General features: G+C 41.9%; 12 protein-coding genes. 11 read left to right on the top strand and 1 reads right to left on the bottom strand.

The features are described from left to right. Positions 1-120 precede the first annotated feature (120 nt). The 10 genes from MHH48_RS29175 to MHH48_RS29130 all read left to right on the top strand — a co-directional run bounded on the left by MHH48_RS29175 (position 121) and on the right by MHH48_RS29130 (position 9,761). Positions 121-561 (top strand): NucA/NucB deoxyribonuclease domain-containing protein, encoded by a 441-nt coding sequence (locus MHH48_RS29175; RefSeq protein WP_076324707.1) that lies wholly within the window; start codon positions 121-123, stop codon positions 559-561. A gap of 490 nt (positions 562-1,051) precedes the next feature. Next, positions 1,052-1,162, top strand: coding sequence for a sporulation protein YjcZ (gene yjcZ / locus MHH48_RS29170; protein ID WP_083659774.1), 111 nt, complete (start codon positions 1,052-1,054; stop codon positions 1,160-1,162). A 405-nt stretch (positions 1,163-1,567) separates the two neighbouring features. Beyond that, entirely contained in the window at positions 1,568-2,047 is a 480-nt protein-coding gene (locus MHH48_RS29165; RefSeq protein ID WP_076324705.1) for a DedA family protein, read from the top strand. A 44-nt stretch (positions 2,048-2,091) separates the two neighbouring features. Beyond that, on the top strand, positions 2,092-2,658 hold the full coding sequence (locus tag MHH48_RS29160) for a methyltransferase domain-containing protein (RefSeq protein ID WP_076324704.1): 567 nt from the start codon (positions 2,092-2,094) through the stop codon (positions 2,656-2,658). Between the two features lie 105 nt (positions 2,659-2,763). Continuing rightward, positions 2,764-3,444, top strand: coding sequence for a response regulator transcription factor (locus tag MHH48_RS29155; protein WP_076324703.1), 681 nt, complete (start codon positions 2,764-2,766; stop codon positions 3,442-3,444). Then, positions 3,437-4,573, top strand: a complete 1,137-nt coding sequence (locus MHH48_RS29150) for a HAMP domain-containing sensor histidine kinase (protein ID WP_076324702.1) — start codon at positions 3,437-3,439, stop codon at positions 4,571-4,573. The genes MHH48_RS29155 and MHH48_RS29150 overlap by 8 nt, the downstream gene beginning before the upstream one ends. 469 nt (positions 4,574-5,042) lie before the next feature. Continuing rightward, positions 5,043-6,005 carry an ABC transporter permease subunit gene (locus tag MHH48_RS29145; RefSeq protein ID WP_076324701.1) on the top strand — a complete coding sequence of 321 codons (963 nt, stop codon included), beginning with the start codon at positions 5,043-5,045 and terminating at the stop codon, positions 6,003-6,005. Positions 6,006-6,019: 14 nt separating this feature from the next. Then, a complete protein-coding gene (locus MHH48_RS29140; RefSeq protein ID WP_076324700.1) occupies positions 6,020-6,907 on the top strand; it encodes a carbohydrate ABC transporter permease in 888 nt (295 codons plus the stop codon). Between the two features lie 56 nt (positions 6,908-6,963). After that, positions 6,964-8,547: an extracellular solute-binding protein gene (locus tag MHH48_RS29135; RefSeq protein WP_076324699.1), complete on the top strand. Its 1,584-nt coding sequence runs from the start codon at positions 6,964-6,966 to the stop codon at positions 8,545-8,547. Between the two features lie 71 nt (positions 8,548-8,618). After that, positions 8,619-9,761 (top strand): ROK family transcriptional regulator, encoded by a 1,143-nt coding sequence (locus MHH48_RS29130; protein WP_076324698.1) that lies wholly within the window; start codon positions 8,619-8,621, stop codon positions 9,759-9,761. A gap of 209 nt (positions 9,762-9,970) precedes the next feature. On the opposite strand, the gene MHH48_RS29125 is transcribed toward MHH48_RS29130, so the two are convergent. Then, positions 9,971-10,696 carry a stalk domain-containing protein gene (locus MHH48_RS29125; RefSeq protein WP_076324697.1) on the bottom strand — a complete coding sequence of 242 codons (726 nt, stop codon included), beginning with the start codon at positions 10,694-10,696 and terminating at the stop codon, positions 9,971-9,973. 370 nt (positions 10,697-11,066) lie between these two features. Here MHH48_RS29125 and MHH48_RS29120 point away from each other — a divergent pair, with 370 nt between their 5' ends. Next, positions 11,067-12,869, top strand: coding sequence for a hypothetical protein (locus tag MHH48_RS29120; protein WP_144023498.1), 1,803 nt, complete (start codon positions 11,067-11,069; stop codon positions 12,867-12,869). Positions 12,870-13,047: the final 178 nt, after the last annotated feature.

Raw genomic sequence — 13,047 nt, 5'->3', positions numbered from 1 at the left:
TTACAAATATATGCCAACTTGATTATACTTAAAAAAGTAAACTGAAGGCATCGGTAAGAAAATCCCTGCTGGCCTATGCTGGCAGGGATTTTTTTGTTTGAAAGGGGGGGAGCAATTGGTATGAAAAAGTTATTCTTGAAATTTGGAACAGCGGTCTTATCCTTGTTATTGGTTTGGTTGGTCCTTAATTATTTTCCGGAGTTAGATGACATTGATGTAAACCAACCAATACCGGGTACCGTTGTCGAATTGGAGTTTCCAGCGGATAGATATCCTGAGACAGCGGATCACATACAAAAGGCCATTGAATCCGGCCATTCCGAAGTTTGTACCATTGATCGAACTGGTGCAGATGATAACCGGAGTTCTTCGCTAAAAGGAATCCCTACAAAAAAAGGATATGATCGGGATGAGTGGCCGATGGCCATGTGTGCCGAAGGCGGGGACGGTGCAAGTGTCGAATACATAGATCCATCTGACAATCGAGGAGCGGGAAGCTGGGTAGGTAACTATTTGGAGGGATACCCGGACGGTACCCAAGTACATTTCATTTTTAGATAGCAAAAAGAACCTACTAGCTATATGCCAGTAGGTTCTTTTTTGCGTCTAGTCGTATCAATCGACTCACATGCTTTATTTCCTCTAATGGTACCCAGACTGGCCCATAAACACTCCGCATCTCTAAGCGATCTGTACAAGCATCAGGTATACCTTGTAATACTGCGCCATCAATAAGGCATATCGTTACGTTTTGCTTCTTCTGTATGGCTATTTTCAGTTCTTTATCCCACATTTGATTGATCACGCACCCATGACTAAAGTAATAATGTCAGTATATCAAAGGTGGGTAAAATTTACTACAATTCATTTGAAAACAAGTAGAGGTTAACTGTAAAAATACTTCGCATTATAGGTAATGCTCCGATATCATCGGTAAGAGACCTCACTGGCTTAGGCTGGTGAGGTTCTTTTTTGTTAAAGCATATTGGCCCTGGCATTGTATGAGATTTTGAATACTTTGTATTGAGATCGTAGAAAAGGAGGAGACCTCATGGGTGAAGTTGGTTACGAAAGTGTTGGAGGATACGGCGGTAAAAACTCAGTCGCGGCGATTCTTGTTCTCTTTATATTGTTGGTAATCATTACTAGTGCCTTTGTATAATATTCCCTGCATGACAAAGACCCTACTGGCTAATGCTGGCAGGGTCTATTTCTTACTAATTTTAGAATACATTAAGATCGTTATTTTACAGGAAGACCAATAATTCTCATTATGTGATTTATATTCGTATTCTGAAGGTAAATAATGCGAGCGAAATCCTAGCCAATCTTTACATAAAGAAAATATTATGTCATATCGAAAAGCACCGGTTAGGGTGCTTTTTGTATTGAATTCGAATAACCGGAGGGGAGTAGGGTGGCAACGAAATTCTGCTCGTGAGATGGAAAAGTCGAAGCAAATTTACATTCAACGAAATCTTCAGATTTTCTTTAGATATTTCCTCGTAAAATCCTTAGATTTTTTCGTTATTATTTTCATGTCGAAAACAAAATGAGGAGCTAATTCATGTTTAGTAATATCATCATACAACTAGTTGAGCAATACGGCTATCTGGCGTTTTTCTTAGCCTTCTCCCTAGGTCCATTTGGAATTCCAGTTCCAAATGAAGTAACTATATTAACTGGCGGGATACTAAGCAACACGGGTGTGTTAGATCCCTGGATAACATATTTCTACATCTCCGTTGGCCTGTTAACAGCATACACAATAGCTTATTTTGCAGGCAGAATTTTAGGCGGAAATATAAGCATAAGACTTCAAAATAATCGCTACTTTCAGAATGCAGATAAGCTTTTTAAGCAACGAGGAGATCTGGCAATGTGTTTTGGAGTATTCATTCCTCTAATTCGGTATATTCTACCTTTCATTGTTGGATTAAGCGGGGTTACATTCAAAAAATTTGCCCTGATATCATATTTTAGTGTTTTGTTTTGGACGGTGACGTTTTTTACTGCTGGGAGATATTTGGGCGGGATTGTATTTTAGATTCACTAAGCTGACTCGGGGAATTATATAATGGGGGAGAACAGATGAATATCAATGAATCATTACTTTTTTTGCAAGGATTTTTCAAAAATCCACAACGAGTAGGAAGCATAATACCTAGTTCTCGATTTTTAGCAGCTAAAATGATTCAGTCTGTACCATGGAATGAGGTAAAGGCAGTCGCGGAGCTCGGGTCAGGTACAGGTGCTATCACACGTTTGATGAAGGCGCAGTTAAACGAATCAACAAAAGTGCTATTATTTGAAAGGGATAAGAAAATGAGAAATAATTTAAAAACAGAATACCCGGATTTCGTCTGTCATTCCAATGCATGCCAATTAGTTAAAAAAATGAATCAAGATGGGATAGGTCAGCTTGACTGTATTATAAGCGGACTACCATTTTTTAATTTCACGAGTGAAATGCGGGAAACTTTATTAAATCAGATTATTGAGGCACTAAAACCAGGAGGGAGGTTTGTCGCTTTTCAATACTCCCTTCAAATGAAAAAAAAATTTGCTGAAGAATTGATAATTGAAAAGATCGAGTTCGTGCCATTCAATTTCCCTCCAGCCTTCGTATATACCTGTCGTAAAAGGGAGACGCTTTGAACATGAAACTACAATTCACTTGATATGTTTACTGAATCTACATCCGGGCTGCATTTATTTAGCGATCATAGTAGCTTCAAATCTCTGAAAAAGGAGGAACATTTAATGAATACAGTACTTGTCGTAGATGACGATTCCGAAATTAGAGATGTCATTCACGTATATTTGCGAAATGAAGGATACCGTGTAATTGAAGCTGCAGATGGTCTGGAAGCGCTGGATATAATAAAAACAACCTCGGTCCAGTTGGTCATCCTGGATGTTATGATGCCTCGAATGGATGGTATTAGTGCCTGCATTAAAATTAGGGGAATATCGGACGCTCCTATTATCATGTTATCAGCTAAAGAAGAAGATATTGATAAAATTACAGGTCTCACTACCGGAGCGGACGATTATATGACAAAGCCCTTTAATCCCTTGGAATTGGTCGCCCGAGTAAAAGCTCAATTGCGGCGACAATCATTAATAGGAAAAGAAGAGCTTAATTCACTAATCCTCATCAAAGATCTTGTTATTGATAAGGCTAAACATACCGTTACATTGAAAGGAAATAACATTTCGCTAACCCCGCTGGAGTTTTCAATTTTAGAATTGCTTGCAAGCCGCCCAGGGCAAGTATTTAGCTCTAACAAGATTTATGAAAGCGTATGGAGAGAGCCGTACGGAAATTCAGATAATACGGTAATGGTTCATATTCGGAATTTACGAGAAAAAATAGAAGCATCTCCAAGAGAGCCCCAATATATTAAAACGGTTTGGGGAGTGGGCTATAAAATTGACTGAACATGGACAAAAGCCAAAAAGAAAAAAAATCCAGGTCAACATCTTAATCAGAATGGTGCTAAGTTTAATAATCGCAATTGCTATAAATGATTTGCTCATTTTATTTTTCTCAAAGGTCGGAAATGAAATGGAATGGAAGTGGCTTCTCAATTTCCTTCCCTATCTTGTTACACCTATGTATATGGCTATCTTTATTATTACTTTTTTAGTTTTAACACGAAGAATTGTTAAAGATCTTATTCATTTGGAACGTGGACTTCAAATTATTTCTGAGGGTGATTTAAATTATCGGGTATCTGTTGATCGACAAGATGAACTCGGGCGGGTCGCATTTAACATTAATCGAATGACTGAACGGTTGCAACGGCAGATTGTTAAGGAGCGTGAAACGGAGAAATCCAAGATGGATATGATCACAGGCATTTCACATGACTTGCGCACACCGCTTACAAGTATTATCGGCTATATTGAGCTTTTAAGAACAGACTCATTTCAAGATAAAGAAGAATATACACGATTTGTTCAAAACACCTATAACAAAGCGATTCACTTGAAGAAGTTGCTTGATGATTTGTTTGAATATACCAGACTCACCTCGTTCGACATCCACTTGGATATAAAGAGAATTGATTTATTTCAACTTTTGGATCAATTGCTATTTGAATTTGAACCGATTGCCCAAGAGAAGGGGATCACTTTCGTAAAAGAGATAGGGAACGCTCCGATTGTAACCCTCATTGACAGTGAGAAAATTGCCAGAGCGATGGACAATCTATTGATGAACGCTCTTAAGTACTCTGTAAAGCCAGGAACCGTCCGTGTTTTAATGAGATCGGATCATCAGCAAATTAAAATTGAGGTTGAAAATAAAGGGAACCCCCTTACACAAGAACAAGAGAATAAACTCTTCGAACGTTTTTATAAAGTCGATCATTCACGAAGTAGCGAAGGCATTCAAACAGGAGCCGGTCTTGGTCTTTCTATTGCAAGAAACATTATTGAATTGCACGGAGGAACCTTAACTCTCAATCATATAAATAACATATTTAAATTTACGCTTACTTTACCTTCCGAAGGCAGTTTGGCTAACCGTAAGGAGTCTGGAGTAGTGAGCGACCATGATATTTAAATTAGTAAAAGTTGCATAGGAACAACACATGGTTTCTGAATTAATGAAAAATAACATGTCATTGCGACTATGAAAAGGCTCCCGAGAGGGAGCTTTTTTATATTACAGTCACATTTTCCGCAAAAGTTTCCTGTTCATAGAAAGGTAGCGGAGCAGACGATAGCATTAAAGGAGTAGCTTTTAGTCGAATTGTTTTTAATGAATAATTAATAAAGACACTGTACAAATTAATTGAATCAGTTATAATGTGATAAAAGCTTGATAAAAAATGGCTGATAAATGGGGTTGAAATATCATTTTATCGATGGATTTGAAAGCGCTTAATGAATGCGGTTTCAAATCAGGAAGTGATATAAAACTCGTGGAAGGGGTTGTTTAATAGGCGATTCATGGACTTTGGAGTACATGGATGGATCCAACAAAGGGGCGTTTGGCAGCAAAGAATGAGTGCGTTGAAAGGAGTTTAAACATGGCTGGTTTAGAACCGATAATTCAGATCGATATGAAAAAGAAGAAGGGCTCCAAACTTCAGTTAATGGCTAAGGAGCTTGTATACAACAAATGGCTTTACATTATGTTTCTACCTGTTTTTATATGGTATTTCATATTTGCCTATTGGCCGATGCATGGCTTGTTAATGGCATTTCAGAAGTACAACGTGGTCAAAGGGATATCCGGAAGCAGCTGGGTCGGGTTCAAATATTTCCAACAATTTTTGGATGACCCCCATTTTTTTAGACTGATCAAAAACACGCTGCTCCTTAATATTTACAGCTTGATTTTCGGATTCCCTGTGCCGATTGTTTTAGCTCTTTGCTTCAATGAAATACGGAATCTCCTGTTCAAAAAAATTGCACAGACGATTAGCTATTTACCGTATTTTATTTCTACGGTTGTTGTATGCGGGATGGCTCTTACCTTCCTTTCGCCGAGTACGGGTATCGTCAATATCCTTTTAAATAAATTTGGGATTGAGAGTATTTTCTTCTTTCAAGATCCGGATTACTTCAGAACGATTTATGTGCTGCTGGGAATTTGGCAGGGAGCTGGGTTTTCCGCCATTATTTATATCGCCGCTCTTTCGGGCATTAGTCCAGATCTGTACGAAGCAGCCAAGATCGATGGGGCGGGCCGGTGGAGCCAGCTCCGTTACATTACATTCCCAAGTCTGGTCCCGACCATTATTATTATGCTGCTGTTAAACCTGGGCACGATTTTAACGGCGGATTTCGGCAAAATCCTGCTGTTGTACAATCCAACGATTTATGACACCGCGGATGTCCTGAATACTTACGTGTACAGAAAAGGACTCATCGACAATAACTACAGCTATGCCACAGCGGTTGGCCTATTCCAGGCTGTAATTGGTTTCATTCTGGTATACGGGGCCAATTACTTGAGCAAAAAGGCAAACCAGACTTCGCTTTGGTAAAAGGGGGAGAGAACATGCTTAAGACCAAAAAAAGAGTGGACGCCAGTGACGCCATTTATTTTGTATTCATCTATCTGTTTATTATCGTCACTTGTATCGTGATGCTCTACCCATTCATTTATATTTTATCCGTTTCTATCAGCGATACGGACAGTGTGATGCGAAATGAAGTGCTTCTCTGGCCAAAAGGAATCAATTTGTCGGCTTATGAGACAGTTTTGAATTACAAGGGAATGATCGTCGCCTATGGAAATACGATTTACTACACGGTGGTGGGAACATTTCTTAGCTTACTGCTTACGACGCTGGCGGCCTATCCACTGTCACGGAAAAATTGGAAGCTGCGCAATTTTGCCGCCATCTTTTTGGCGATTCCATTATGGTTCGGTGGCGGAATGATTCCATTTTATATGGTCATGAGAGATCTTCATTTGCTTAATTCCCGAATGGGTATCTTGCTTTACGCAGCTATTTCTACGTTCTATATCATCATTGTACGCACCTATTTTGAGAGTCTTCCCAAAGAGATCGAGGAATCGGCCAAAATCGACGGTGCCAGCGATATCAGAATATTCCTACAAATGGCGCTACCTCTGTCCAAACCGGTTCTTGCAGCCATCGGCTTGTATTATGCGGTCGGCAAATGGAACTCCTTTTTCTGGGAATTGATATTACTCAGCAAGGAGCAATTTATGCCGGTTCAGGTGTTATTGGTCCGAATAATCCGCGACAGCTCATTCGATAAGGAAATGGAGAAGGCGCTAGTGCAAAGTTCCGGAGTTCTGCCGATCACCATTCAATATGCGGCTATCGTGATTACGGCTCTGCCGATTATTATGGCCTATCCGTTTCTGCAAAAGTATTTCGTGAAAGGGGTGATGATCGGCGCCGTTAAGAGTTAGTAAATTTGAAATAGAGATGTGGTTAAAATCAATAATCCAAAGTGGAGGTCGTAAGAATGAACAGACAATGGAGAAAGAATGGGATATCCTTATTGGTCATTGTAATCATTATGGCTCTTCTGACATCGGCATGCGGAGGCGGAGCGTCAAAGGGAGAATCGTCGCCGTCAGATAATACGAGCGGTGATGAACCGGTGAAATTATCGATCTTTATTGCGAGCCGGGCAACGGATGAAATGTACACCAACGAAACATTGGTATGGAAGGAAATCGGCAAAAAATTTAACGTGGAATTTGACTTTATTACAGGTGATGCCAAAACGATGCGTGACAAATTTCCGCTTATGATTTCTTCCAATGAGTATCCGGATATCGTCGCGGATGCACCTAGCAACTTTAACAAGTACGGTCCGCAGGGCGTGTTCATCCCGCTGAACGATCTGATTAAAGATAAGCCCAATCTGCAAAAATATTTAGTAGACGACAAAATTGCCAAATCCCAGATTGTTAATGCAGACGGCAATATTTACGGAGTTCCGATGTTGTCTGCGGTTCGTACATCCGAAGGCCCCTTGATTCGTCAAGACTGGTTGGATCGCTTGAACCTGCCAGTACCGGAAACGATGGATGATTGGTATAATACTTTGAAAGCGTTCAAAGAGAAGGATGCCAACGGAAACGGTGATCCGAAGGATGAAGTACCGTTTTCTACTGCCGGCACTTTTTATTTGAACTTTGCCGATGCTTGGGGCATTGACCTGAACGAGGATGGCCGCTGGATGGAGGAAAACGGCAAGATGATCTATACGCCAATTGATCCGCGTGCCAAGGAATTTCTAACTACGATGAACCAATGGTACAGTGAAGGATTGTTTGATCAAGAGATACTGTCCAGACAAGATAAAGACTATACTTCGATGGTTTTCAATGATAAAGTCGGTGCAACCAATCATTGGGTTGGATATGTGGCAAGTTTCAATGCAAGACCTGAGGTTGAGAATATTAAAGGATTTAATTTTCAGGTTACGCCACCTCCAGTCATGAACAAAGGCGACAAACCGCTTACGAGCAGGCAGCAGCAAATCGTGGTGCCTGTTGCTTGGGCCATCAGCGGCCAGAACGAGCACGTCGATAAAACGATGGAAATTTTCGAGTATGCTTACAGTGACGAAGGTCAACTGCTATTCAACTTCGGGGTTGAGGGCGACACATATACGAAGGAAGCCGATGGAACGCTCAAATATACCGACAAGATTATGAAAAATCCGGACGGGGCCGCGAAGGCATTAAGTAGAATCGGAGCGCAGCCATGGATCGGTTTCCGTCAAGATGCACGTTATGAGAAAGCGGCTGCGGTGAGCGAGGATGCGGCCAAGCAACTGTTCTATTACGTCGAACAAAACTATTTCCGGGATCCGGTGCCTGCCTTGAAGTATACTGAAGATGATTTTGAGACGAGCACGGAGATCAAAACGCAGATCGATACCTATGTGAATGAGATGATCAGCAAGTTTATTATCGGGCAGGAGCCGTTATCCCAATTTGATGCATTCGTTGAGAAAGTGAGATCCATGCGTTTTGATGAATTGGAAGCGATCCAGAACAAAGCGTATGAGGCGAATAAAGAATTAATGAAGTAATGGATAAGAACAATGGAAACTAGGGGGTTTCTTTTTCTAGAGAACACATTACCCTGGAGAAAGGTACATACATGAAACATATTAGAGGTAACGTATATCTAATGAAAGAAATCAACCGAGCGACCATCTTAAGCTTGCTTCATAGGGAAAAAGCGATGTCGCGTGCGGATATGGCAAAGGTTACGCAACTGAGCGCTACGACCGTGTCCTCTCTGGTGGATGAGCTGATTGCCGAAGGATTCATTGTCGAATCAGGCGAAAAGTCATCGGTTGGTGCGGGGCGCAAGGCCATATCGCTGGAGATTAGCAAAGATAAAGGGTTTGTCATTTCGGTCGGTTTGGGAAACAACACCTTTTACTGCACGCTATCCAATTTCCACAGTGAAATCGTCGCTGAACTTACAGTTCCGGCCGTAAAAGGAAATGACCAGGTTCTGCAGGCGATATTTCACTGTATCAGCGAGATTGTCCGAATTGCGGGAATCAGTGACTTCTCCCAAATCAAAGGAATCGGCATTGCTTCTCCGGGTATTGTTGATGAGGGTAGCGGGACAATATCGTACGCACGTTATCTGAACCTGAAGGATTTTGAGATCATCAGGCTGCTTCAGACCCGTTATTATAATCTGCCTATTTACGTCATGAACGACACCAATGCCGCTGCATTTGCGGAATATTATCTGGAGACGAGTCCTAGCGTTAAGAACGTGTTATATGTATGGATATATGAAGGTGTCGGAGCCCGGTTTATCGTGAATGGCCAGGTCTATTCTGGGTACAAAGGAAGAGCAGGCGAGGTCGCCCTGCTGCATGATAATTGGTTTAACAGTACCTATGTGCTGGAGCAGGCGCGGAAAAGGGCAGCCAAGCATGGCTGCCCTGTACCTCAAACCATTGAAGAAGTTGTACAAGCGTATGAACGCGGGGAAATTTGGATCGAGACGATGATGAATCGAAGCCTGCTGTTTTTGAGCAGGGCGGTTGCGGTCATGATGAATCTGTTTGGCCCACAAAAGACCATTTTGGATGGGTGGTTCATGACATCACCGAAATGCATTCAGAAGATTCACGATCATCTAGCTAAATTTGCGGTGGATGGTTTATATGACTCGAATTGGGTTACCCCGGCGAGTTTAGGCAAAAGAAATTATGTAATCGGCGTAACCACGATGGTTTTGCATCAGCTGTTCAAAGGTAAGATTTCGTTAACTTGACCATTGACTTTACAAGTAAACTGTCCTGAAAGTACCGGTTATCAAATCCGGAACATGATATTTCCAAGGCGGTTCAGTTTATTCGCAAGTTTAAAAAATGAAAAAGAGACCCTGAGGGGTCTCTTTTCTATATATAGAAGCACAGAAGGTCGCGTTTCTGGCATGGGCGGCCCGAATATCGGTATCCGGGGAGCCGCCGTTGGCATCGTTTATTTAAGATTGATCGTTCCGAAAATCAAATTTTTACTTGGATCTCTAAAGGTGATAGAACTAATATCCATATTTTCTGGAAGGTTGAGCGTAACTTGAATAGTTTTTGTCTCACCTTTTAGTAGATTGGTATGGTCATAAGAAGTAGCTGAACTGATCTTCTTGCCACCAATAGTAGCGCTATCAAAAAAATCTAATGCACTCCATGCAAATTGGTTTGTCGGCTCTTCGTTTAGCGTTGCTTCAAATTCAATAACAGCGAACTTGTTTCCTTTATCAGCAATCATACCAGATGTCGATCCAGGTCCAGATGGGATGAAGTTTGTATAGCTTACACTGTTAACTTTTAGTGTCATATCACCTCGAGTAGCGGTTTCATTAAGTTTGAGTGTTAGTGGTGTCTGTGGTGCATTGGTTTGATTGGAATTTACTTGGGGATTTGCTGGTGTTTGTGATCCAGTCTTCAATTCTATTCTCTTAGCCTTGTTATCGAAAGAAGATAACTCAGCGTTTAACATTTCAGCAACCTCACGAACCGGAAGGTAGGTTGTACCTTTGTATATAATTGGATCAGATTTGAGATTTTGCTTTTGCCCATCTACGATAATCGTGAATTTTGATAAAACAGCTTGAATTGTACCGGGTGCTGCAGCTGCAATTGTTGCCGATCCAATCATCATGCCAAGTGCTAGAGTGGTCATAGTTTTAACAAACGATTTCTTCAAGTGATACAACTCCTTTTTTTGTCAAGTATAACACTTATTACGGCAAAATCTGGGTGAAAATTTATAGCAGTTAAACTAACAATTTGCCCACGATTGTGATCAAGTTATCGCAATATAAGTAATATGATCGCATCGGCAAATAACTCTGTTGGCTAAGGCTAACGGGGTTCTTTTAGTATGGTGATCGTCAAGGTGCGCATTGCTCATATCGACTTGGCTTAAATGTCAAAGCAAATTGGAAACCAGTTCCATTGCATCAGAAAATTATGAGATTTGTTGGATATCAATTCCAGGGAATCCAATGAATAATGAAAAGGAATTGAAGAAATTGACAATCTCACAAATATCATTTGCTAATGGAGGTAGGATTGTGTTTAGAAAATATTCACGATTATTGATGGCGTGTTTTGCCGGATTGCTGCTGATGTTCGGATTAATGCCCGGATTAAGCCACGCGGCTACCGATACGGCGCAGTCAACTGTCGAATGGTCCAGGGATTACGGGAGTAACTCCGCAGGGAATGATGTGATCCCGACTTCTGATGGCGGCTATATAGCCGTTGGAGGTATCTTCGAGGCTGGAAAGTATCAAAAGGCTTACATTTTAAAGCTTGATGCAGAGGGCCAGGTTGAATGGGAACAGAAGCCTATGTATCCTACTACGAATAGTATGGCATACCGGGTCATTGAGACGAAGGACGGCGGATATCTCGTAGCCGGTAACACGAATTCAGAAGACGTACCGATTGTTGGTCAGCTGTATATAATCAGACTGGATTCATCGGGCAATGTATTATGGGAGAAGGTACAGAATGATACAATTCATAGTACCCCGACTGCAATTGTCGAAACGGAGGACGGCGATTTTTTTATAGCCGGGAGTGGGTCCGTAGGCTGGGTTGCCTATGAAAAAGCCTATATTTTAAAGATCGATATAAACGGTGAGACGTTGTGGTATAACAAATACAATTATACAGACAGCGTAGAGTTTAACGACCTTATTCCGGCAAATGATGGAGGGTACATTGCCGTTGGCGGCGTAGGCCGGGCGGAATATGAAACGGGAGACCTGGATGCGATGCTGATGGTCAAAATTGATGATCAAGGCAAAGAAGTCTGGTCGAAACAATTCAAGGACCCGGATAGCCGCTGGACTGCATTTTCCATCACTGCTTCGGAAGATGGGGGTTATGTCATTGGCAGTGAAAAACGTATCGACCGCAATCGTGTGAATGCACTTACCAAGTTGGACCTGAACGGACAGGTACAATGGGAAAAAACGTATCGCGACGGGATGAATTCCGAATTTTTTAAACGTCTTGTCCACACAAAAGACGGCTACGCCATGCTGGGAGAACATATTTCTCACAACAGTCTGGATTACAAAAGGCAATACGATGTGCTGAGCGTCGATGGGAACGGCCAGTTTATTAGCAGGGAATTGTTTAAGGGCCCTCCCATCTACCTCGGTGGAAGTGCAGCGGTAACACCTGACGGCGGATTTATTTTTCCGGGAACCGTTGTTCGGGGGGACGTGAAGAAGTTCCAGCTTATGAAGCTGTCGCCTTCAGCGGACAGGCCAGTCGAACGTACGCTGACGGGTATCTCGTTTACGGAAAAGGAAAAGAAATTGAAAGCAGGTACAAGCGTCTTTACCGTGCTTCAAGCGGTTTATTCCGACGGCACAAAGAGCGATTTGTCCAGCGCGGCGGATTATGTATCGGCGGACAGCGCCATCGTGGAAATCGACGCATTGGGCCGGATTACAGGGCACGAGCCGGGGAACAGCTATGTCGAAGCAGCTTACGAAGGTTTCACAGCCAGATTGAGCATTACCGTGTTCCCGGAAGACTCGGATGAATTCGAACCTGTCTCTGGCTATATCAAGCTGGATTCTGACGAGTATTCGCTTGCGGAAGGCACGATGCTCGACTTGAAGGTCATATTGCGTAACTATATTAACCAAAACGAAATCGACATCACAAGGCAAACAACATTCATCAGTGATCATCCGGATATAGCCGAGGTGGATAAGGAAGGAAACCTGATCGGACATAAGCCGGGAAAAACCCAGATCTATGCCCAGTATAAGGGAAGCATCACTTCGGCCAACGTGCTGGTGGTCCGTTCATCCGTTCCGAATGAGAGTGTGCAGTCAGACACCTTAAAGTGAATTCCGCTTGACGATTTTGCAGTGTTTTTGTAATGTATCTCACTGATTCCATACTTCTTTCAATACCGGTAGGAATAATCATCTTAGGACCTGCTTGCTAAGATACTTCTTACCCTCGGTTTCATACGAAGCATTTGGATACATTTGTGTAATGTATGCTGTCAGTTTGACTGGTTCT

It is taken from the genome of Paenibacillus sp. FSL F4-0100 (assembly GCF_037993005.1).
Lineage (GTDB): Bacteria > Bacillota > Bacilli > Paenibacillales > Paenibacillaceae > Paenibacillus_AQ.
This window is presented reverse-complemented; position numbering and strand designations above follow the sequence as displayed.